The 20,731-nt window shown below is 57.8% G+C and carries 26 protein-coding genes, 5 pseudogenes and 1 riboswitch; of the genes and pseudogenes, 11 read left to right on the forward strand and 20 right to left on the reverse strand.

The features are described 5' to 3' along the window. The first annotated feature begins 94 nt into the window (after positions 1-94). Both K7H94_RS22130 and K7H94_RS22135 read left to right on the forward strand, forming a co-directional pair. Positions 95-355 carry a hypothetical protein gene (locus tag K7H94_RS22130; RefSeq protein ID WP_222952491.1) on the forward strand — a complete coding sequence of 87 codons (261 nt, stop codon included), beginning with the start codon at positions 95-97 and terminating at the stop codon, positions 353-355. An 81-nt stretch (positions 356-436) separates the two neighbouring features. Next, a complete protein-coding gene (locus K7H94_RS22135) occupies positions 437-634 on the forward strand; it encodes a hypothetical protein (protein WP_039337089.1) in 198 nt (65 codons plus the stop codon). Positions 635-852: 218 nt separating this feature from the next. Here the strand turns inward: K7H94_RS22135 and K7H94_RS22140 are convergent, their stop codons facing one another. The 6 genes from K7H94_RS22140 to K7H94_RS22165 all read right to left on the reverse strand — a co-directional run bounded on the left by K7H94_RS22140 (position 853) and on the right by K7H94_RS22165 (position 3,964). Continuing rightward, positions 853-1,119 (reverse strand): biofilm development regulator YmgB/AriR family protein, encoded by a 267-nt coding sequence (locus K7H94_RS22140; protein WP_222952492.1) that lies wholly within the window; start codon positions 1,117-1,119, stop codon positions 853-855. Positions 1,120-1,263: 144 nt separating this feature from the next. Then, positions 1,264-1,542, reverse strand: a complete 279-nt coding sequence (locus K7H94_RS22145; protein WP_222952493.1) for a hypothetical protein — start codon at positions 1,540-1,542, stop codon at positions 1,264-1,266. Between the two features lie 105 nt (positions 1,543-1,647). Then, complete coding sequence (gene ycgZ, locus K7H94_RS22150; RefSeq protein WP_039337534.1) at positions 1,648-1,890, reverse strand: regulatory protein YcgZ; 243 nt, start codon at positions 1,888-1,890, stop codon at positions 1,648-1,650. A gap of 280 nt (positions 1,891-2,170) precedes the next feature. After that, positions 2,171-2,425 carry a hypothetical protein gene (locus K7H94_RS22155; RefSeq protein WP_222952494.1) on the reverse strand — a complete coding sequence of 85 codons (255 nt, stop codon included), beginning with the start codon at positions 2,423-2,425 and terminating at the stop codon, positions 2,171-2,173. 473 nt (positions 2,426-2,898) lie between these two features. Next, positions 2,899-3,081, reverse strand: coding sequence for a con-10 family general stress protein (locus K7H94_RS22160; protein ID WP_222952495.1), 183 nt, complete (start codon positions 3,079-3,081; stop codon positions 2,899-2,901). Between the two features lie 265 nt (positions 3,082-3,346). After that, positions 3,347-3,964 (reverse strand): hypothetical protein, encoded by a 618-nt coding sequence (locus tag K7H94_RS22165; RefSeq protein ID WP_222952496.1) that lies wholly within the window; start codon positions 3,962-3,964, stop codon positions 3,347-3,349. A gap of 191 nt (positions 3,965-4,155) precedes the next feature. On the opposite strand from K7H94_RS22165, the gene K7H94_RS22170 reads away from it, so the two are divergent. Continuing rightward, positions 4,156-4,395, forward strand: a complete 240-nt coding sequence (locus K7H94_RS22170; protein ID WP_222952497.1) for a biofilm development regulator YmgB/AriR family protein — start codon at positions 4,156-4,158, stop codon at positions 4,393-4,395. Here K7H94_RS22170 and K7H94_RS22175 read toward each other — a convergent pair. Continuing rightward, positions 4,385-4,699: a hypothetical protein gene (locus K7H94_RS22175; protein WP_222952498.1), complete on the reverse strand. Its 315-nt coding sequence runs from the start codon at positions 4,697-4,699 to the stop codon at positions 4,385-4,387. The genes K7H94_RS22170 and K7H94_RS22175 overlap by 11 nt on opposite strands. 498 nt (positions 4,700-5,197) lie before the next feature. Continuing rightward, a pseudogene (locus K7H94_RS22180) lies at positions 5,198-5,332 on the reverse strand (DNA polymerase III subunit theta); the annotation flags it as partial. A 58-nt stretch (positions 5,333-5,390) separates the two neighbouring features. Here K7H94_RS22180 and K7H94_RS22185 point away from each other — a divergent pair. Continuing rightward, positions 5,391-6,058: pseudogene (locus K7H94_RS22185) on the forward strand (SOS response-associated peptidase family protein). Positions 6,059-6,162: 104 nt separating this feature from the next. On the opposite strand, the gene K7H94_RS22190 reads toward K7H94_RS22185, so the two are convergent. Then, on the reverse strand, positions 6,163-6,435 hold the full coding sequence (locus K7H94_RS22190; RefSeq protein ID WP_222952499.1) for an XRE family transcriptional regulator: 273 nt from the start codon (positions 6,433-6,435) through the stop codon (positions 6,163-6,165). 568 nt (positions 6,436-7,003) lie between these two features. On the opposite strand from K7H94_RS22190, the gene umuD reads away from it, so the two are divergent. The 5 genes and pseudogenes from umuD to K7H94_RS22215 all read left to right on the forward strand — a co-directional run bounded on the left by umuD (position 7,004) and on the right by K7H94_RS22215 (position 11,391). Beyond that, positions 7,004-7,453, forward strand: a complete 450-nt coding sequence (umuD, locus tag K7H94_RS22195) for a translesion error-prone DNA polymerase V autoproteolytic subunit (protein ID WP_021507970.1) — start codon at positions 7,004-7,006, stop codon at positions 7,451-7,453. Between the two features lie 8 nt (positions 7,454-7,461). Next, positions 7,462-7,689, forward strand: a pseudogene (locus tag K7H94_RS22200) (Y-family DNA polymerase); the annotation flags it as partial. Between the two features lie 73 nt (positions 7,690-7,762). Next, positions 7,763-8,746: a tyrosine-type recombinase/integrase gene (locus tag K7H94_RS22205; protein ID WP_222952500.1), complete on the forward strand. Its 984-nt coding sequence runs from the start codon at positions 7,763-7,765 to the stop codon at positions 8,744-8,746. A 1-nt stretch (position 8,747) separates the two neighbouring features. Continuing rightward, positions 8,748-10,865 (forward strand): tyrosine-type recombinase/integrase, encoded by a 2,118-nt coding sequence (locus tag K7H94_RS22210; protein ID WP_222952501.1) that lies wholly within the window; start codon positions 8,748-8,750, stop codon positions 10,863-10,865. A gap of 124 nt (positions 10,866-10,989) precedes the next feature. Continuing rightward, positions 10,990-11,391 (forward strand): VOC family protein, encoded by a 402-nt coding sequence (locus tag K7H94_RS22215; RefSeq protein WP_222952502.1) that lies wholly within the window; start codon positions 10,990-10,992, stop codon positions 11,389-11,391. Between the two features lie 166 nt (positions 11,392-11,557). Here the strand turns inward: K7H94_RS22215 and crcB are convergent, their stop codons facing one another. From crcB to K7H94_RS22245, 6 genes are all read right to left on the reverse strand, one after another. Then, the gene (crcB, locus tag K7H94_RS22220) at positions 11,558-11,932 is read right to left on the reverse strand and encodes a fluoride efflux transporter CrcB (RefSeq protein WP_010260804.1); all 375 of its coding nucleotides are present in this window, start codon (positions 11,930-11,932) and stop codon (positions 11,558-11,560) included. 12 nt (positions 11,933-11,944) lie between these two features. Further along, on the reverse strand, positions 11,945-12,646 hold the full coding sequence (locus K7H94_RS22225; RefSeq protein WP_222952503.1) for a 2,3-bisphosphoglycerate-dependent phosphoglycerate mutase: 702 nt from the start codon (positions 12,644-12,646) through the stop codon (positions 11,945-11,947). 43 nt (positions 12,647-12,689) lie between these two features. Further along, entirely contained in the window at positions 12,690-13,979 is a 1,290-nt protein-coding gene (gene eno / locus K7H94_RS22230; protein WP_088515996.1) for a phosphopyruvate hydratase, read from the reverse strand. Between the two features lie 15 nt (positions 13,980-13,994). Beyond that, the gene (locus tag K7H94_RS22235) at positions 13,995-14,420 is read right to left on the reverse strand and encodes a universal stress protein (RefSeq protein ID WP_222952504.1); all 426 of its coding nucleotides are present in this window, start codon (positions 14,418-14,420) and stop codon (positions 13,995-13,997) included. Then, on the reverse strand, positions 14,417-15,325 hold the full coding sequence (locus tag K7H94_RS22240) for a DHHA2 domain-containing protein (protein ID WP_222952505.1): 909 nt from the start codon (positions 15,323-15,325) through the stop codon (positions 14,417-14,419). Before K7H94_RS22240 ends, K7H94_RS22235 begins: the two co-directional genes overlap by 4 nt. Positions 15,326-15,403: 78 nt before the next feature. After that, a riboswitch (Fluoride riboswitch) is annotated at positions 15,404-15,473 on the reverse strand. A gap of 49 nt (positions 15,474-15,522) precedes the next feature. Then, the gene (locus K7H94_RS22245; RefSeq protein ID WP_245001442.1) at positions 15,523-15,726 is read right to left on the reverse strand and encodes a hypothetical protein; all 204 of its coding nucleotides are present in this window, start codon (positions 15,724-15,726) and stop codon (positions 15,523-15,525) included. A 130-nt stretch (positions 15,727-15,856) separates the two neighbouring features. On the opposite strand from K7H94_RS22245, the pseudogene umuC reads away from it, so the two are divergent. Beyond that, positions 15,857-16,899 (forward strand): annotated as a pseudogene (gene umuC / locus K7H94_RS22250) (translesion error-prone DNA polymerase V subunit UmuC); the annotation flags it as partial. Positions 16,900-17,214: 315 nt separating this feature from the next. Here umuC and K7H94_RS22255 read toward each other — a convergent pair. From K7H94_RS22255 to K7H94_RS22265, 3 genes are all read right to left on the reverse strand, one after another. Next, positions 17,215-17,454, reverse strand: a complete 240-nt coding sequence (locus K7H94_RS22255) for a hypothetical protein (RefSeq protein WP_059013031.1) — start codon at positions 17,452-17,454, stop codon at positions 17,215-17,217. Between the two features lie 83 nt (positions 17,455-17,537). After that, positions 17,538-17,771 carry a plasmid partition protein ParG gene (locus K7H94_RS22260; protein WP_222952539.1) on the reverse strand — a complete coding sequence of 78 codons (234 nt, stop codon included), beginning with the start codon at positions 17,769-17,771 and terminating at the stop codon, positions 17,538-17,540. Positions 17,772-17,793: 22 nt separating this feature from the next. Beyond that, a protein-coding gene (locus K7H94_RS22265) for an IS3 family transposase (protein ID WP_222952506.1) occupies positions 17,794-18,941 on the reverse strand; the annotation gives its coding sequence in 2 pieces (ribosomal slippage) (positions 17,794-18,704 and positions 18,704-18,941; 1,149 coding nt in all). Between the two features lie 56 nt (positions 18,942-18,997). On the opposite strand from K7H94_RS22265, the pseudogene K7H94_RS22270 reads away from it, so the two are divergent. After that, positions 18,998-19,705, forward strand: a pseudogene (locus tag K7H94_RS22270) (DinB/UmuC family translesion DNA polymerase); the annotation flags it as partial. Positions 19,706-19,900: 195 nt separating this feature from the next. Here the strand turns inward: K7H94_RS22270 and K7H94_RS22275 are convergent. Both K7H94_RS22275 and K7H94_RS22280 read right to left on the reverse strand, forming a co-directional pair. After that, the gene (locus tag K7H94_RS22275) at positions 19,901-20,200 is read right to left on the reverse strand and encodes an XRE family transcriptional regulator (RefSeq protein ID WP_059012908.1); all 300 of its coding nucleotides are present in this window, start codon (positions 20,198-20,200) and stop codon (positions 19,901-19,903) included. Further along, entirely contained in the window at positions 20,197-20,556 is a 360-nt protein-coding gene (locus K7H94_RS22280) for a type II toxin-antitoxin system RelE/ParE family toxin (protein WP_125311853.1), read from the reverse strand. The genes K7H94_RS22275 and K7H94_RS22280 overlap by 4 nt, the downstream gene beginning before the upstream one ends. Between the last annotated feature and the right edge of the window lie 175 nt (positions 20,557-20,731).

The raw sequence follows: 20,731 nt of genomic DNA on the forward strand, positions 1-20,731 counted from the left end.
GGAAAAGTTTTCTGCATGACAGAGTCCCCGTTCATGTTCGGGCCCGCTGCGCTGTGGTAAGCTCTGCGCCCGAAACCTGCTGCCGGATAACCCCATGAAAAATGACTTTGAAGAAAAAATGGCCGACATCATGATTGGCGAGGCCGTTACGGCGCTGCTGGACGAGGACGTCGCCATCAGCTGGGCCGTGCTGACGGAGCGCCTGCGCGCGGCTATTGAGCATGAAACGGATGAAGACCGCGTTCGCGCGGGGCTGCGCGCTATTGAAGAAGTCCGGCGGGAAATGCAGATTCGCACCGGTGAAAAGACCGGGGTGACCGGCGCTGACGGTCTGTCAGCGCAGAAGCTTCACTAAGGTCACCCGGGGCGCTGCGGTATCCCCGGGGTCGCCTTTCTGATATACTGTACACTTATCCACCTTACGGACGGAGGTCATATGAACGATGACACCACCGCCGAAGATATCTACGCCGTTATCGGAACGGTCGTGGCGCGCCTTCTTAAGCCGGACCAGCACCTTACCCTTCACGAAATTACCAGCGCCCTGCACGGCATGGGCGAAGCGGCCGGCGCGGCGGGCGTGCGCGAAAGCTGCGAACGCGCCGTCAGGCTGCTGGCTCAGCAGATGCACTGACCTTCGGATTACTCCCGTTCTGACGTGCACCGCGCGCGTAATGACGGTGACGTGCCACACTGAGAAGTGTGAAATCGTTTAAACCGGGAGATGCCTGTGAAAGTCTGGATTGCCGTTACCCTCGCCGCCGCCGTCAGCTGCTCCGTGTGGGCCTCAAAAGGGGGATTCGACTCCCCGGCAGCGCTGGCCGCCGCGCACGCTGTGCAGCAGAAGTAGCCTCAGAAGCCCTCGTCTTCGGGCGTTTTACCCACCACGATTTCCAGCGCGCTGCGCAGCACGTCAAGCTCGACCACGTCTGAAGTGCTCTCGAGCTCGGCGATAAGATAAAGAATGATCGCTTTGCTGGTGACCTTTTTGCCGTGAATAACGATGTCGCGGATGACGGCGTCCAGTACGGCGGTCTCGGCGGCCAGCGCGTCGCCGCCGCTGCGGAAGTGCTGGATGATGTCGGCTTCGGTGGTGGTGTGATGTTCGTTAAGCTGCATGGTGTTATCCGTCAGGCCCTGCGGGCAAAGGTGGCCAGGCTGATGCCTGAAATAAAAACGGCCACCCTCCGGTGGCCGCGTCCTGCGGGCGTCCTGCCGCTCTCCGCGGGTGCGGATATCAGTGCTTCTGAATATCTGTCACTGTCATTTCTTAACGTTGCTGACCGGGCCGCTCGGAGCATTCAGTGCCAGCACGTCTGCGTCGCGGCTCTCGCGCGACTGTGCAAATTCACTCTGCACCTTGCCCAGCGCCAGGGCGATGGCTTCACGCCTTACCGGATTCGTCTCGCCGCCGCTCATGGAGCGGAGCTGTCTCGCCACGCCGTCTGCGCTGATGTGATCTTCACTGCTCAGCAGTGCGACGACGGCTTCGCCCAGCACAACGTCGGCGAGGCGCGTTAAGGTTAGATCTGTATTCTTCATACCCGCATCTTCCGGCTCATGCCCCTCCGGGCAGGATGGCAGGACGGCCATTCCGGGCGGTCCTGAAGGCACGCAGCGGTCGGCGCTTCATTACGGCGGGGTAACTCAGCGCTCAAAGAGCATGCCAATAAGCGTCTGGTAATGACGCTCTTCTTCCAGGCTGGATGCGACTTCGAGGCGGCGCAGCAGCTTGGTGCAGATGGCCTTACGGTTAAGGTTCTTGCCTGCGCGCAGGATTTCAACGACAATCTGCCCCAGCGTTTCCTGCTGGGTCGGCGCCGATGCCTTGCTGAAGTAGTGCGCAATGTCGCTGGCGGAATCCGGGAATCTCGTATTGCTCTGACGCATGGTGAACCTCTCGGTGGTTAAAATGTAGTCGGCTCTGTCTGACCGTAAAGTTATACAACCAAATCAAACTTGTACAGCAATTGTGTTGTTGTACAGCTTATCTTTTTGTGCAAAAAGTGCTAGATGTTACTTAACAGTAACTTAGGTGAGTATCAGCGCGCGAATGATGAGCGGGTTAACGAAGGGGTTGTACAGCGGTCAGAACAGCATGGTCAGCTCAGGGGCCGGGGCACAGGAAAGAAGCCTGCCCGGTGTCACCCGGACAGGCGGAGGGGTGTCTTCAGTGCCTGAAGCCGCGGCCCGCTGCAGTGATCCATCTCAGCTCGTCCCGGTTGCCCGGTAATGACTCAAACCCGCGGAGCCAGCGTTTCGCCCCTCTTATCTGCACGCAGCGCGCAGGATTTTTCTCGGCGGCGGCCATCTCAGCCAGCTCGCGGATAAGCGAGCCAACGGTAATGTCCGCATTATTCATCGCCAGATGAACCGCCGCTTCGCCAATAATCATCTGGTTCTGGTCATGGTTATTATCAGGCATGCTCTGCTCTCCCTACGCCTTATTACGGTATTTCAGTGTAGTCGCTTAAGGGACTGAAAACCGGTTCCGTTTAAATACTTTCCGCGCATTATCCCGTCAGTCAGAATTACGCTCAGCCGCACAGCGATAAAAAAAACCCTGAATTCAGATGCCTGACAGGTTATCAGAGGTAACTGTCGGAAAATACTGAATAAACCTTATGTGTGGTCTGAAATCGTTTTCATCCTGAGGTGCAGCCTGAGCATGTCTGTGTTTCGGGATTTAATTTCAGAAGAGGATTTAACAGAGCCTGAAAACAGGGAGGATAGCCTGCAGGGTACTGACTGCTAATATGCGCCGCGTATAAGAAAAATCAGAGGATAAGTCCGGGTGGTTATTCTTCTTCAACATCAGAGATAATTAGGAAATAAAGATTCCCTAATTAAGCACGCCGGGATAAAATTTACTTCCGGCGCGCGTCCTTGTGGTTTTATTTAAACTTCAGGTTTTGGGCCCCGCCGGCTGATAAGCCCGCCTTTACGGCCGGCCTCGCGCGCGCGATCGGGGCAGTTTTTGAAGTTGCCGCCGCTGGCGGCGCCGCCCTTGCTGCCCGCCTCAGAGGCGCGTGCCGGGTCGGCCGCGAAGTTTCCGGCTCCACCGCGTCTTACTGATGTCATGATGTGTTCCTCAGATAGGAGTTGTCCTTTATATCAGACGGTTATAGTGTGGCACGTCTGTACAGGACTGCCTGTCTTCAGGACACTTTTTTTCAGGGGTATGACGGCGGACACGCATTACCGGGTGGCTGAATCTGAAATACGGGCACGCCGGACCCTCGCGCTTGCGACTTCAGCGATATGCGCCAGGCTGTGTGAGCGGAACGGCGCGTGACATCCCTCCGGGTGGAGAGTTGTTCTGCTGGCGCGCCGTGCCGCATTCGTATTACTTCTGCGCAGCGTTCAGGGGGTGCGTGCTGATGACAACCCGTCGCCGCAGGTGGCTTTCAGGCTCCGCGCCCCAGCAGAAGGCGGCCCAGTGGCCGCAGAACGCCAGCCAGCTGCGCACCGGGTGGAGGCAGCCCGACTCGCCCGTGCCGTCCCATACGTACACGTAGTGCTCCGGGTCGCGCAGCGCCCAGGCCACCATCCCCTCCCACATCACCTTTGCCGCGTTCGTCTGCGCGCTGTCGGTAATAATAATCGACCAGCGATGCAGAAAATGGCAGAAGAACCGGCGCGCAAGGCCGTGCACCGCCCCCTCGTGCTGCGGCTGGCGGGTGCGCCAGACCATGACCTGTATGCAGGCGCGCTCCGGCGAGGTGAAGTCTTCAGTTTCTTCCAGCCTCACCGCATACACGGTCTCCGGCCCGGGCTCCTGCGTGACCAGCCTGAACTGTCGCTCTGCTCTGTTCTGCCAGAGGGCGTAGCCGAACGGCGTCACAAACCCGGGCAGCGTAAACGGCTCCACGTCACGGGCAAGAAACGCGCGGGTGTCGGCCCGGTTGGTGTCTTCCGGATTCAGTACCTGACTGAAGCTGGTATCGGGCAGGGTAATGCGCATGCTGTCATCCGCCGTTACTTTTCTGTTCACTGAGCCTCCCGGATAACCTGAGCGTTAATTTATGTCGCTGAATTGTCTGCAAAAACGAATGGTGCTGTTTAAAAGACAGCGCACCGCAGGATTACTGCTGTACACGCGCCTTCACATCGGTTACTTTGCGCCCGACCTCATTCACTACGCACGGGTATTTGATGCGACAGGACGGACTACCGCCGGAAAAAGAAGCCGGATTGACCGGTTATTTCAGCCAGGTCACTCACCCCTGCCAGATTGAGCTGCTGGGCCGCATCACCGTTGAGATCCTGCGACAGGAGCGGCGGCTGACGCGAACCGCTTTATGCCTCAAGTTGATAGCGCGCCTCGATGATTCCGGCGATGAGGCTGAGGCGGAACACCTGACGGCTCTGCTCCGGATGCTGTTTAATCGCTGAGTCCGGGATGTACTGCCGGCAGGGTGCCGGTTAAGTTATGTCCGCCAAAAAAAGAGAGCGGCAAACGGAATGCCGTGCAGTCATTGCGCATAACAACGGTTCGCAGATGCCGGTTACAAATAAACCAGACCTCGTCTCGGTCATTGGAAAGAATGAAATACGCGTCAGACGTTTCCGAAGGGTTAAAGCATCCCAGCGCCCGGTAGGCCGTCGTGAGGCTGAACCCTCTCAGCAGCGGCAGCGGCAGCGGCCCGCCGGTCAGCTCTTCCACCCTGAGATACAGACCCTGTTCCATCCAGAGCATGGCCACCTCCGTAGCGCATCTTCATTCTTCAGTAAAAGTTACGGTGCCGGGTGCCTCCCGGTGATTCAGAAAGGCTACCACCTGAATCGCGCTTTTGTTCCTGCTGTACCTGTGTAGCCTGGCCCCGTCGCACAGAGGGATTCACCGTGTTCAGAGCATAGCAGCCCGTTGGATTTTATTTTCTGACTTCTAAAGAAATAGCCAGACAGGCCCATGGTTACTGCGGCAGATGTCCAGTCAGAACCATTTTTTGGCACGCTTTTCTGAACAGAGTCATGAAATTTTCGGATCATATGAACCGGGCAGGAATGGCCGTTTAAACTGTGCGGCTGCTTTACTCTGACGTCTGGGTATTTGCATTCACCTGGCTATCCGTTTGCGTTTTACCTGACCATGGCAAAAAAAATTGCCACTGATGCTGAGGTGGTACTCATGGCATTGCGTGACCGGCAGCTAAGTGCCAGTTATAGTCATTCGAACCCTGTAATACTCGCGCTACGCTTCTGACTGCTGACGCTCTACCTCTGCCGGGTTCACCGGCAGATTCAGGCGTTCTTTGTACGCGACACCGGCCGCGGCTAAATCCACGCTGATCCGATCGCGCTCTTCCCGGGGCCGGGCGGCAGGGTTATGACATGATAATCCCTCCGGACAAAAGTATACCGCCTATGCTGAATAGCAGGAGGGGCTTATGTGTGGACGATTTGCGCAGTACAGCAGCAGAGATGACTACTTTGACGCTTTGGGTATTGGCCCGGAAGAACTGACCCGGGATGCTGAACCCATTGCCCGGTACAACGTGGCGCCGGGGACTAAGGTTCTGTTGCTCAGTGAGCGTGACGGCGAGCTGAAGTTTGATCCTGTTTACTGGGGCTACGGTCCGGAGTGGTGGGATAAACCGCCGCTCATCAATGCCCGCAGCGAAACGGCTGCGACAGGGCGAAGCCCCTGTGGGAACACGGGCGGGCCATTGTGCCGGCATCGGGCTGGTTTGAGTGGAAAAAAAGCGGTGCCAGGAAACAGCCCTACTTCATTTATCACCGAAACAGAGAGCCGCTTTTTTTTGCGGCCATCGGGAAGCCGCCTTTTGACCGGGAGTACGGGCTGGAGGGTTTCGTCATCGTCACCGCAGCCAGCAATCAGGGGATGGTCGATATACACGATCGCCGTCCTCTCGTGCTGAAGGCCGACGCGGTCCGGGAGTGGCTGAGTCATGACACTTCGCCGGCGCGCGCGGCAGAAATTGTGCGTGACGGCGCGCTACCTGAGTCCGTCTTCACATGGCATCCGGTAGCGGCAAAGGTCGGCAACGTTCACAACCAGGGGCCTGACATTATCCGGAACACCGGCGATGGCTGACAGAGTGTCCGGACATCTGCTTATGCAGGGTGCCGGTACGGGCTGCAGTTTATTTACCCCCTGGTGAAGGCGGAGAATATAATCCCGTACCGGCACCGGTTAATTTAGCACGGTGGTGTCCCGTCGCAACCGGCCTGAGCGTCAGCAGCTGACCTGGCCCGCATCCAGATGGCCTGACGGGTGAGCCAGAAGCCGGGGGAATAAAATACGGTGCCCAGCTGCTCCGCCAGCGTCTGCGTCACCGGCAGGCGCCCCGCCAGGAAAGCCCAGGCGATATCGCTGTCCAGCCCGCAGCGGTCACACAGCTGCGTCACGGAGATATCGTGCTCCGTCAGAAGATAAGCGAGAAAGCGGGCGGGAGAGGTGTGGCCATCCATAGATTGCCCCGGAAGCTGATGAGGAGTTTCATCCAGATTAGAACGGTCCGTCAGGCCTGCACAACGGGTCCGGAAAAAAAACCTGCCGTTAACTGCCAGCCCGCCACGCTCGCCGCAGTCACGGCTGAGGCGTACCGCAGCAGCGCGAGGAACGAACAGTCGTGCCGAGGAAGCGTCATTTCACCGATGCCGGCATGGACTGCTTATCACCGATGCCGGCATGGACTGCTTACGCACGTTACGCTTATTCTGCATTTCAACAAAACCAGCCCGGCCACAGAGCGCCGGGCTGTTACAGTATAACCGGAAACGCCTCTCCACGTCTGCCGGCCCTGACCTGAGCATAGTGGCGCCGCTCAGTATCAGCCAGGTTGACCTTCATAAAAAATTCACCGGCGGGTCAGTCAGATGGCTTCGCTTCGGCGCCAACCCGTTTCGCTCCCTCTTGCCAGATAATTCCGCCTCAATAACACTGTACATATAAACAGTAAAATAACAGGAGGAATTTTATGCGCGATTTACTCAGCTCTTTCGCAGTCGCACTGCAGCATGGCCGGGGCAGCAGATCATGAACCCGGGTAGCTATACCGCCGGCCTGACGCTGCTCTGGCCACCCATTTTTACGCCGAGGGTCAGGGTACCGCTTTATGCCGATCCGTGCGCCGCCGGCTTCCCCTCCCCTGCACAGGATTACGTCGAGAAAGAGCTCGATCTGAATGAGCTGTGCATCCGCCGGCGCGCCTCAACTTTCTTCGTGCGCGCCAGCGGCAACAGCATGCGTGACCTGGGCCTCTGCGACGGCGACGTCATGGTTGTTGACCGGGCCGAGGAAGCCGCTCACGGCGATATCGTGATTGCCGAGGTCAACGGCGAGTTTACGGTCAAGCGTCTGCAGCTGCAGCCCAGGCTCGCGCTGCTGCCCATGAATCCGGCCTACCCGGTGATCTACCCGGAGGAGCTGCAGCTGCTCGGCGTCGTGACCTGGTTCTTTAACAGCACCCGTGCCCGCCGGAGGTGATCATGCCCATGTTTGGTCTGGCCGACGTTAACTCCTTTTACGCCAGCTGCGAGGCGCTCTTCCGCCCTGACCTGCGCGGCAGGCCGGTGGTGGTGCTGAGCAACAACGACGGCTGCGTCATCGCGCGCAGCGCCGCTGCCAAAAAACTCGGCATAAAGATGGCCGCACCGTGGTTTCAGATCAAAAATGAGGGATATCCTGAAAAGATTCATGTGTTTAGCTCAAATTATGCCCTGTAGTAAGTTAAGTGGAATGCAACATTGAGTGAGTAAACTTTGAGCAGCGATATTGCTGTCAGAGGAGAACACAATGCTGATTCCACCGGATGAACATGCTCTGTTACTGGCTGAGCGCTGGCTGAAGCTTTTATCAAATCTGGGTCGCGCGCAGGCCACGCTCACAGCCTACCGCAATGCCCTCCACCATTATTTTACGTTCTGCAGCCAGAACGGAATTGCCCCTGAAAAGGCCCGGTTTGAAGATCTGGCCGCCTACATCAGCCCTCAGCTGCCCGGCATGCCGTTACCCGTGGCCAGCGCCACGCTTCAGCTGCGCCTGTCTGCGATCCGTCTCTGGTATGACTTTCTCATGTATCTGGACCTCTGCACCGTCAATCCGCTGCCCCGCTCCGGCACGCCCGGCATGCTGAATTCCGGCAGAGGGCTGGTTCCCCGCGTCGTTAACCTGCCGCGCATTCCTGACGATACGCAGTGGCAGTCTTTTCTCTTTCATGCCGCCGCTTCCCCGCTGCGTGACCGCCTGATGCTGGCATTGACTTATTACGGCGCGCTGCGGCGGTCTGAAATTACCTCACTGAGTATCGAAGACATCGACTTTGCACACCGGCTCATCCGCATCCGGGCAGAAACCACCAAGAACCGGCGTGAGCGTATTGTCTGTTACAGCCCGGCCGTTGCACCCGTGCTGGCGGCCCACCTTATGCAGATGAAGCGGGCAGGAATCATCAGAGGTGCCCTGTTTCGTTCTGAGTCGGATCGTAATCAGGGCGCACCGCTCTCATTCTGGACCTGGAGCAAAACGGTACGGGAATGGGCACTGATTTCAGGGCTATCGGATATCTCAACCCATACCTTCCGCCACCTGCGCCTCACACATCTGGCGCGCGCAGGCTGGAAGCTGCACGAGCTGGCTACCTATGCGGGACACCGCGACCTGGCCACTACGCAGATTTATATCCACCTTTCGGGCCGCGATCTTGCTGGCAGGATGGCGGGCGCGATTGAAACGGCAGATCTCAGAATGGCGAACCTCATTTTCAGCGCGGAGAAATAGCATGAGCACTCAAAGACCGATTGAATGCAACTGGCGTCCGTTCGACATGACTGAATACCGGCCTGAAACGTCACTGAGTTCCGCTGAACAGGTGGCGCTGGCCAGCTCCCACAGCCGGTCCGGTATGTTACGCATGGATCCCGTACCAGACCTCATCAGGCCGATGACGGATATTGCCGCCGGAAGCGGAAGTGGCAGCAAAATCGCCGGGCTGGTGATAGCCAGGTTGCTGCGCGAAATGCATGTAACCGGCCTGCCCTGCTGGTGCTGGCCGCAGGAACGCTGGCTGACGCTGTGCCGGGAAGTCCGGGAGGGCCGTCCGCTAATGGCCGCTTTTGCCTGGCATCTGGCGGATTTTCATGATCCGCTCAGCCTGCCCGATATCCGAAAACCGGCACTTTATGCCTCTGCCATCTTTGGCCAGGCTTTTTATCACCATGAACTGCAACGGCTGACCGATACGCTGACGTCTCTGGGATATGCCCCGGCCAGCCAGAAAAATCATGTCTCAGGCATACTGGCCACGCTGATGATCGTGAACAGGGATCCCCGGCTTGAGTCATTTACGCCGGAACTGCTCTGCCAGGTCCAGTCCGGCATGGACGCGGGGACTTCCCGGTATGTCGGTCGCGTTTCACACGCACTCGCCGCGCTGGGTATTTTCAGCGCACCGATGAGGATGAGAAACTACACGCAATGGTATGAAAAGCCTGTCGAAGGAATCGACCCGGCCTGGGTACACTGGTGCCGCCGCTGGCGCGAAACGTCGGTTCTCAGGCCGCGCACCCGTGAAAACCAGTACAGCTTTATTCTGCGCTGCGGCCTCTGGCTGGCAAAGGGGCATCCGCAGGTGCGGGAACCGGCAGACTGGACAATGGAAACCTGCGCCAGCTTTATTGCGGCGGTAGGCCGGATGAACGTGGATGAGCTTCAGCTTGGCACGGAGAGGGGTACCAGAAAATCGGCTCGCTCCGGCGAGCCCATGATGCCGCATTCACGGGCGCATTTTATCTATTCACTGCGTCGTTTTATGATTGATTATGAAAACTGGGGCTGGGGCCGGCTTCTCTTCAGCCCTTCCCGTCATCTTTCCACGCCCGACACCCCCCTGTTCCGCCGTGGGGTCAATCCACGGGTGATCGACGATCCGGTCTGGCTTAAACTCATCTGGGCAAGCCTCAATCTGCGTCAGGAAGACCTGCTCACTGAAATACATTATCCGCTGGCCATGTTGCAGGCGATGGCCGTTATCTGGACCCATGCAGGGCTGCGGAAAAACGAATTGCTCCGTCTGACGACAGGATGCATCACGCCGCAGGCGGATGAAATTGTGAAGGAGGACGGCAGCATTATCCCGGCCGGAACGCTGTGCTACCTGCATATCCCTGCCGGGAAAACCTCAAAAGCCTTTGTTAAGCCGGTAGCAGTTGTGGTGAAAAAATACGTCGATCTCTGGCTGGATGAGCGCCCTGCAGAACAGGCGATGTTGGCCGACGATCGGACGGGTGAGAAAGTCCGGCTTCTGTTTCAGTACCGCGGTAAGCCTGCTGGCGGCACCATTCTCAATAACACAGTAATACCGATGCTGTGTGCACGAGCGGGCGTACCCTTAAAGGATAGTGGCGGAACCATAACCAGCCACCGGGGACGGGCCTCTGCGGTGACCGCGCTGGCCAGCGTGCCGCAGGGCATGTCGCTGTACGAACTGATGCAGTGGACGGGACACTCAACGCCTCAATCCACCATGCATTATCTCCGCATCCGTCCGACTCAACTGGCTGCCTCATTCGTAAAAGCAGACAGGATTGCTCACATGATAAGCGTGCTCATTGACCACGATCCGAAAGCCGCCAGCCTGACAGGCCCCGCGACGTACTATGATTTGGGTGACTCATACTGCACCAATCCCTTCTGGAGCAGCTGTCAGCACCGGATGGCCTGCATCGGCTGCGATTTCAACCTGCTTAAAGACAGCGCGCGCGGGCTGATACTGGAGAGTAAAGCATCCATCCGGCGTTACCTCGAAGAGGTTCCGCTCACTCCCGATGAGAGAGCCATACTGGAGCAGGATGCTGAAAAGGTTGGGCATGCTCTCACAAGACTGGGGCCACAATCCTGACGGATCAGATGCCTACAATGTCCGGCCTGAGGGTATCGGTGCAGAATCAGTACAGACGACCGAACGTCGTATTGATATAAATTTGATTATAGTGGGCGTTATGCCGTAACTGATGGAGCAGCAGATGAGAAAACAGAAGCGATGTATGGGGTATGTGGCTGTCGTTGTCGATGACTACGATCGTGCAATTGAGTACTACACCGATAAGCTGGGCTTTACCCTGATTGAGGACACGCCGCAGCCGGGTAAGCGCTGGGTCGTCGTGACGCCGGACCCTGACAGCGACTGTGCTATTCTTCTTGCCCGCGCGTCGAATGACCAGCAGGAAGGCTTTATCGGCAACCAGTGCGGCGGGCGGGTTTTTCTGTTTCTGCAGACCGACGACTTCTGGCGCGATTACAATGCTATGAAGGCAAAAGGCGTCCACTTCTGTCAGGAGCCGCGGGAGGAAGAATACGGAATGGTTGTCGTGTTTGAGGACCTCTATGGCAATCGCTGGGACCTTTACCAGAACAGGCAGACCTGAAACACTGTCTCGACAGTGTCCCTGATTTAGGGGAAGCATTACAGGCGTAACCCTGCCGGGTCAGGCCTGCAGAGAGCGATTCTGAACAGTATACTGAACTGTCTGACCTCAGTGCAGCGGTCGCTGCACTGAGGTCTCCCCTGGATTATAGGCCGTACGGTCCGGGTTAACCACACAGCGTCATGATATAAAATCCGGCCGCCGTCATGGCCAGCGAACCCAGCACGTGTATCAGCACCGAGGCGGCTGCCCAGGCATAGCTGCCTGACTGCAGCAGGGCAAAAACCTCAGCTGAAAATGTGGAGAATGTCGTCATTCCGCCACACAGCCCGGTGGTAATGAGCAGCCGCCAGGCCGGATCGAGGCCGGGATGGCGCAGAAAATACGCCAGCGCCGCCCCGATGATAAATCCACCCAGCAGGTTGACCAGCAGCGTCCCCGGCGGCAGGTCCGGAAAAAGCGCGTTCAGGCGTGCGCCCAGCTGCCAGCGGATTACACACCCTAAAGCACCGCCGGTGATGACGGCAAAAAGCTGATTCACGTTCACTCCTGTTTATTTTTTTATATTCAGAACATAACGGGACACGACCTGTGCGGCCTCATCCATCTGGTATACGGCCGGCACGCCGGTCGGGATATGCAACTGAGCCACGCTGTCGTGAGGCATGCCGTCCAGAAAGGCGGTCAGGGCGCACAGCGTGTTGCCGTGCGCCACAATCAGAACGGTACTTCCGCAGCGCAACTGTGGCACCACAACGTGGTGCCAGTACGGCATGACGCGACGCAGGGTCATTTCCAGGCTTTCCGTTGCAGGCAGGTCGGCCAGCGCAACGCGGCGGTAGCGCGGGTCCCGACGCAGCTGCGCCGGAGCCTCCGCGTCCGCGGGCGGAATACCGCTGAAGCTTTTGCGCCAGAGCCGCACGGTCTCTGCGTCCATCAGCCGGGCAGCCGCGTCCTTGTTCAGCCCCTGCAGCGCACCGTAGTGGCGCTCGTTCAGCCGCCAGCTTTTTTCCACGGGCGTCCAGCTGCGGTCAAGACGGTCCAGCACCCGCCAGACCGTATGAACACAGCGCGTCATCACCGAGGTGAAGACCCGGTCGGGCATCAGGCCCGCTGCCCGCAGCGCGTCACCGGCCCGGTCGGCCTCCTGCCGCCCCCGGTCCGTCAGCGGCACGTCCGTCCATCCGGTAAAAAGGTTTTCCCGGTTCCACTGGCTTTCGCCATGACGCAAAAGGATCAGCGTTGCAGGTGCCACAGGCAGTGCTCCCGTGCCGGACGGGGACCGTCCGGCGGATGCATTACGTGCGGCGCACAAACGCATGAAGCCCCGCGTAGTGCGCATCGTCACCCAGCGCCTGCTCGATGCGCATCAGCTGGTTGTACTTTTCCACGCGTTCGCCGCGGCACGGCGCGCCGGTTTTCAGGTGTCCCGCGCGCAGTGCCACCGTCAAATCTGCAAGGAACGTGTCCGTCGTTTCCCCGCTGCGGTGGGACATGAACGCGCCCCAGCCGTGCCGCTGGCAGAGCGCCACGGCGTCCAGCGTTTCGCTGAGCGAGCCTATCTGATTGAGCTTAATCAGCGCGGCGCTGGCGAGGTTTTCGTCTATGCCGCGCTGGATGTACTTCACGTTGGTGACAAAAAGGTCGTCGCCAACCAGCTCGGCCCGGCCCGCGAGCTGCTGGTGCAGATGCTTCCAGCCCGCCCAGTCGTCCTCGGCCAGGCCGTCTTCCAGCAGGATGACCGGAAACTGGTCCATCAGCTCGCCGTAGTACGCCGTCATTTCCGCCGCGCTCAGCGCGCTGCCCTCGGTGCGCAGATGATACTGACCGTCAGCGTAAAACTCACTTGAGGCGGGGTCCATGCAGATGCTGATGTCCTCTCCGGGCCGGTATCCCGCCTTCTCAATCGCCTGTACGATAAACGCCAGCGGGTCGCGGTTCGACGACACGGCGGGCGCAAAGCCGCCTTCATCGCCCACTGCCGCCGAGAGGTTTTTGTCCAGCAGGATCTGGCGCAGCGCCTGGTAGACCTCGCTGCCCTGACGTACGGCCTCGCGCAGCGTGGGCGCGCCGTGCGGGGCTATCATAAACTCCTGGAAGTCCGCGCCCTGACCGCGGGCGTGCACGCCGCCGTTGATGATGTTCATGCACGGCACGGGCAGCAGGTTCGCCTGCAGGCCCCCCAGGTAGCGCCACAGCGGCTCGTGCGAGGCCTGAGCCGCCAGCCGGGCCACCGCCAGCGACACGCCCAGAATGGCATTGGCACCCAGGCGACTCTTGTTCTCCGTGCCATCCAGCGCCAGCATGATGTTGTCCAGCTGACGCTGTTCGCGCACGTCGCTGCCGCGCACGGCCTGGCAGATTTCCGTATTAACCGCCCTGACGGCATCCAGAACGCCTTTGCCGCCAAAACGGTGTGCGTCATCGTCGCGGCGCTCTGCGGCCTCGCGCGACCCGGTGCTGGCCCCGGAAGGCACCGAGGCGCGCGCCATCATCCCGTCCGCGGTCCGGGCTTCGACTTCAACCGTGGGGTTGCCGCGCGAGTCAAGAATTTCCCGGGCGGTCACGTTATCCAGTGTAAAATGCATGGTGTTTCTCCCGGTTCAGTCAGTCAGGTGAGTGATAAGCACATCCACCGTAAGGTGGTTGATGTATTCCGCCGAGCGGGAGGTGAGCATTCCCATAAAGCGGTTGCGGTGCCCGGCAAGCACGAGGTCCACGCCCAGCTCCGCGATGCACCTCTCCACGTCCTCAAAACGGTGCATGGTGACCAGTTCCCGCGTATCGACCGCCTCAGACACTGAAGCCGCCAGCTCGCTCAGAAACGCTTTAGCCTTCACCACCTCCTCCGACACGACGTCGTCCAACAGGCTGTCGGACGCGTAGTTCATCTCCCGGTAGTCGTCGCTGATGTGCGCCAGGGTAATTTTCATGCCGAGCGGCTGCGCCAGCGCGACCGCCCGTTTCAGCAGAAGGGTGCCGTCGTCTTTATCATTCACAAGTATCAGTGCGTGGGTGTAGCAGGTCATAATGAACTCCCGTTCTGGTTAAGGCGGGACTCAAGCCACGGCAGAAGCTGTTTTTTGCGGCTGAGCATGCCCGGTACGGAGCAGGAGGCGGCGTTAACGCTTTCCCGCCCGGCGAAGTAAAGCGTTGAAAACCCGGCGCGAATGTCGGTCAGCATCAGCACCGCCAGGCCGGCACCCGACTGGTCTGCCAGATACGCCAGGGCTGCGAGCAGGTCGTCCATCACAGGGGCAACCTGTGTCGGTGAGCTGACCTCAATCTGGGCAATGCGCACGTCGGTGCCGGCAATGACGAAGGCCTTGAGGTCCCTGTCCAGCAGCTGCTGTGCGCTGAGGCCGGTGACGTCTGTTTTTGCGGTGAGGAGGTCACGGGCGAAGGCTCTGCGGTTTACACCGGACAGCACGCCCAGTTCGGTCGCCGAACGGATATCGTCTTCGGTGGTGGTCGGCGAGCGAAGATTCACGGTGTCACTCAGGAGTGCGCCCAGCAGAAGCACGGCGAGCGTCGGGGGCAGCGCGCGACGCGCCTGAGTGTCCATCAGCAGCCAGAGCAGGGTGGCGCTGCTGCCAGTCGGGCGAATGTGCACCTCCGGCGGCAGTTGTGTTATCAGCCCGCCCAGCCGGTGGTGGTCAGTGATGCCCACAACGTTGCTCCGGAGCAGGTCGTCAGGCCCCTGCGCCGGCTCTGTGAAATCGACCAGCCAGACCCGTTCATCCTGTAAAGGAATATCAAGCAGCGGCGGCAGCGTGAGTCCGGCGCCGTCAAAAATAAAACGGGTTTCGCGGTTAGCCTCGCCGAGACGCCATGCGCGGGCGTCCATGCCGCGCCCGGTCAGCCAGTGCGCGGTGACGACGGCCGTACAGATAGCGTCGCTGTCAGGATTGATGTGGCCAAAAACGTGTATCAAGGGTCTCTCCCCATAAAGGGAAGTACGCAGGCCGGGAGGAAAGTATGGACGGCCTGACGCACCTCCTGAAAATCAAGAGTCACATCAGGCGTCATCAGCTCCGGAACGGAGCGGTTGGGAAAGGTGGAACGCCATCACCCTGTACTGTGAGTATAGAACCGGACGGAAAACCTGTCAGTATTATTCTGCTGGCGCCCTCAGCCTGCCAGCGCAGCGTGGGCCTCGCGAAGCACCCGGCGAATGTTTTCCGGCACCGCCGGACTCGTGCAGAGCGACAGCGGGCTGGAGTTCGGCATCACCAGCACCGAGACGCCGGGTCGCAGGGAACTGAACGTCCAGGGGGCCTGAGCCGCTACGGCAACGGCCAGCACCACCACGCGCTGCGCGGGCAGATACGCCAAAACGTCCTTAAGTCAGACGCAGTCGACATGGATGACTGCAGCAATTTAAGTCTGAATAAGTAAGGCTCTGGATTTCAGGCCATGAGGTATAGTCGCTCATTTTTTTGTTTAAATTGCATTCCACATAAACCACTCGTTATCGAACAGGGTCATGATGGCACTGGAGGAAATGACACCGAAGGTTGAGCAGTACTCAATTGACGAGATGTTCCTCGATTTAACCGGCATCGATGGCTGCGAGGACTTTGAGCACTTCGGCCGACGCCTGCGCGCCCACGTGCTGGCCACGACCGGTCTGACCGTCGGCGTGGGCATGGGGCCGACAAAAACCCTGGCTAAGTCGGCGCAGTGGGCCAGCAAGGAGTGGCCGCAGTTCCGCGGGGTACTGGCACTGACGCCGGATAATACGAAGCGTACCGCGACGCTGCTGAACAACCAGCCCGTAGAGGAGATATGGGGCGTTGGCCGGCGCATCGGCAAGCGGCTTAACCTGATGGGCATTGAAAACGCCCTGCAGCTGGCGCGCGCGCACCCTGCCCTCATCCGAAAAAACTTCAGCGTGGTGCTTGAACGCACCGTTCGCGAGCTCAACGGGGAATCGTGCATTCCCCTCGAGGAGTTTGCGCCGGCGAAACAGCAGATCGTCTGCAGCCGCTCTTTTGGTGAGCGCATTACGACAAAAGTGGCCATGCAGGAAGCATTGTGTCAGTACGCCGCCCGTGCGGCGGAGAAGCTGAGAAATGAGCGCCAGTTCTGCCGGCGCATCAGCGTTTTATCCAGACCTCGCCGCACGCGCAGGGAGAAGTCTTCTACGGTAACAGCGCCGGCGAGAATCTCACCCTGCCCACGCAGGATACGCGCGACGTGATTGAGGTGGCCATGCGATCGCTCGACCGCATCTGGCTTGAAGGGCGACGCTACATGAAGGCCGGCATCATGCTCGATGACTTCACGCCAGACGGCGTCAGTCAGCTGAACCTGTTCGATGAGGATAAGCCGCGGGCCAACAGCGCGCAGCTGATGAAAGTACTGGACGGCATCAACCAGTCCGGGCTCGGCAGCCTGTGGTTTGCGGGTCAGGGCGTGAATACAGAATGGAAAATGAAGCGGGAGATGTTATCTCCTGCCTGGACAACGCGCTGGAGCGACATTCCCGTTGCTCGGGTGCTCTGAGATACCACGGATGTTCCGGACGTTTCAGGGTCTCGGTCGGGGAGCTGCTCTCCTTACTGGTTATAAATCCAGAATTCATCCATGAGTAAGAATGGAAGCCCCGGTTTTTTGTCCCTGAAGTAACACCCCCGGGGCAGTCTGTCGCCAGGATGCAGCTTCCGGACCCACTCGTCAAACGCGGGACGCCGCCGGCGAACGTTGCCTTTAAACATATCTGCAGACTGGGTGATTGTAGTCATTACCCTTCCCTGCCCGCGGACCTGCTTAAACAGTTCATGCATTAACATTATTGACTCTCCATCACGCTGCAATCGCTCAGCGTGATTTGTTTTGCTTCCAGCTGTCGTTGGCCATGAATGCCGCGCGCGAAACGCAGCCCCCCCACAGCAGCTGAAGGCCAATTTTGATCAGCTCGCTGGCGTGCGGCAAGAAAAAGAGCGGCACGATGAACAGGGCACTCAGGAGAAAGCCCCATTCAGCAGCGCTTTTGCTGTCTTTGCCATCGAGCTTTCTAAGCCCCATAAATCCTAAAATTAAAGTAACCAGTCTGTTCATTATGACCTTCAGATTCAGTGCCCCTGACATCTTCTCAAATGGCTTGTAACTTTATAGCCAGCAGATTAATCATGGGATCGCTTTTATTCGTTTTCTTTAAGCCAGTCATCAACAAGATGGTTGATGACGTCTGTCATAGAAGTACCTTTTCTGGCGCAAGCAGCCTTGAATCTCAGGTGCTTTTCCTCATCAAAATTGACGTTAACACGCTTAGTTTTTCCAGTCACAACTGGAGGGGTGACAACGTTTTTAAGATCTCTGTTTTCACCAAAAGTCATTTTCTTATTACTGCTGCTATGAGCCTTTTCAAGCGCCATGTAATGAATCGCCACGGATAATCTAGACACTTTCGAGCCGTTGATAATATTTGTTTTCGTATTCAGTTGGTGGCATCTGATCGCTCGAGCCATGCCGACGCTTACTGTTATAAAACATTTCGATGTAATCAAAAATATCACTGCGGGCTTCTTCCCGTGTTCCGTAGATCTTTTTCTTAATCCGTTCGCGTTTCAGTAGCTGGAAAAAGCTTTCCGCAACCGCGTTGTCGTGACAGTTACCGCGACGACTCATGCTGCCTTCCAGACCGTGTGATTTCAGGAACGATTGCCACTCATGGCTCGTGTATTGACTGCCCTGATCAGAATGAACCAGTACCTGTTTTTGAGGATTACGCCTCCACACCACCATTAATAATGCGTTCAGGACAATCTCTTTTGTCATGCGGGGTTGCATTGACCAGCCGACAACTTTCCGGGAGAACAGGTCAACCACCACGGCCAGATACAGCCAGCCTTCGTGAGTTCGGATGTAGGTTATGTCCGTCACCCAACGCTCATCTGGTGAGTCCGGATTGAACTGCCGCTGGAGCCTGTTCGGTACCACGATGCTGGCTTCGCCTTTACGTGCCCGTGGGCTACGGTACCCAACCTGAGCTTTTATACCGGCACGCTTCATCAGCCGCCAGACCCGGTTCACTCCGCACTGCTGCCCGCTATCCCGCAGGTCCAGATGGATCTTGCGATAACCATAGACGCAGCCAGACGCAAGCCAGAACTGTTTGATCTGCCCGGTCAGCATCTGGTCTGCCTGGTGACGCTGTGAATGTGGCTGCTGAAGCCAGACATAAAATCCACTCGGATGGACGTCCAGAACCCGACAGAGCAAACGAACAGGCCAGCAACGGCGGTTGTCGCGGATAAAGGCGTACCTCAGTCGGACAGTTTTGCGAAGTACGCCGCGGCTTTTTTTAGTATGTCTCTCTCGTCGGTAACCCGCTTCAGCTCTTTCTGGAGTCGGCGGATCTCGGCCTGAGCATCTGACTGTTCTTTATTAGTGGATGAGTCCGGGCCGTACTTCTTTATCCAGGCGTAAAGACTGTGGGTGGTGATATCGAGACGTGTTGCAACGCTGGAAACAGAATTACCGCGATCAACAACCTGTTTGACTGCTTCGATTTTAAACTCTTCGGGATAACGCTTACCGCTCATGGGCACCTCTCTTTAAGCCATCTTAAATGACTCCGAGGTGTCTGTTAAAGCCGTGGCGATTCATCTGCAAAAGACTCAACCTGATGGGCATTGAAAACGCTCTTCAGCTGGCGCGCACGCCCCCTGCCCTCATCCGAAAAAACTTCAGCGTGGTACTCGAGCGCACCGTGCGAGAGCTCAACGGGGAATCGTGCATTCCCCTCGAAGGGTTTGCGCCGGCGAAACAGCAGATCGTCTTCAGCCGCTCCTTAGGGGAGCGCATCACGACAAAAGTGGCCATGCAGGAAGCGCTGTGTCAGTACGCCACCCGGGCGGCGGAGAAGCTGAGAAATGAGCGCCAGTTCTGCCGGCGCATCAGCGTTTTTATCCGGACCTCGCCGCATGCGCAGGGAGAAGTCTTTTACGGCAACAGCGCCGGCGAGAACCTCACCCTACCCTCGCAGGATACGCGGGACGTGATCGGGGTGGCGATGCGATCGCTCGACCGCATCTGGCTTGAAGGGCGGCGCTATACGAAGGCCGGCATAATGCTCGATGACTTCACGCCCAACGGCGTCAGTCAGCTGAACCTGTTTGATGAGGATAAGCCGCAGGCAAACAGCGCGCAGCTGATGAAGGTGCTGGACGGCATTAATCAGTCCGGGCTGGGGCACATGTGGTTTGCCCGTCAGGGTGTCAGCAATGAGTGGCAAATGAAACGCGAGATGCTTTCGCCGGCATGGACCACGCGCTGGGATGACATTTCAGTTGCCCGCGTATTATAGCCGGGCAAGCAAACGGAATATCTCCTGTTTTCTTTTCAGAGAGGCCTGTATGGCAAATTTTCTACCGAACAGGCTCAGAAGCCGGGCATAACACCCTTGATTTGCGTTACTATCAGGGCCAGCGCTCACCGGCACTTGTCGAAAAAATGCGTCAGGCGTATTTCCGCTAACGCACCTTCCAGATATCAGCATCAGTCAGAGGGTAAAATCGACGTGCTCGCCGCCAGGCATATTAACTCCAATCGTCAGCTGACCGCCAAGGGCTTCAACATAACGTTTGAGCGTGGCAATTTTCAGATCTTCACCGCGCCCTTCAATAGCCGCTACGGAAGGCTGTGCAATACCCATGGCTTCAGCCTGCTGCTTTTGTGTTTTCGACAACGCCTCACGCAGTTTATACAGCTGAGAATCAAGTCGCATTGCCGCGACTTTTTCATGTACCTGAGTGAGTTCTTCAGGTGTCAGATCAGCCATCAGGTCATCAAGCGTTTTCATTTCCCGCTCCGTTTCAGTCGGTCCAGATGTCGGTGGTACTCATTTTCCGCTGTTTTAATCATGGTCTTGTAGAAGCGCTTTTCATCTGCGCCTTCTTTATTACCCGCACATAGGACAATGGCTTTACGCATAGGATCAAACACAAAGAACCCTCTTACGGGCCGCCCGTTGCTCTGCACCCTCAGTTCTTTCATGTTCGGGATTTTTGAGCCGTAAAGCGTATCCACATGGGGCCGACCAAGATGCGGACCTTCCTGCTTCAGAAGGTTCAGTGCGGCAAGCACATCCAGCTGCATCGCCCTGTCCTGCTCTTTGAGCCATTCCGCGAATAAATCCGTGGTTTCAACGAGCCACACATGTCCACCTTTATATATTACAGTCTATACATCATATATATCATAGTCTATTTTTTCAATACCGCCTTCTGTCTACCATAGCAAAATGGTTTATAGCCAAGCTTTCATTCCCGAGCAGGCGGCAGGCCGTATAAATGCAATACGTCGGGCATCAGGCCGACTGAATGCGCTCAGG

The sequence above is a fragment of the Pantoea dispersa genome, assembly GCF_019890955.1.
Taxonomy (GTDB): Bacteria; Pseudomonadota; Gammaproteobacteria; order Enterobacterales; family Enterobacteriaceae; genus Pantoea; species Pantoea dispersa.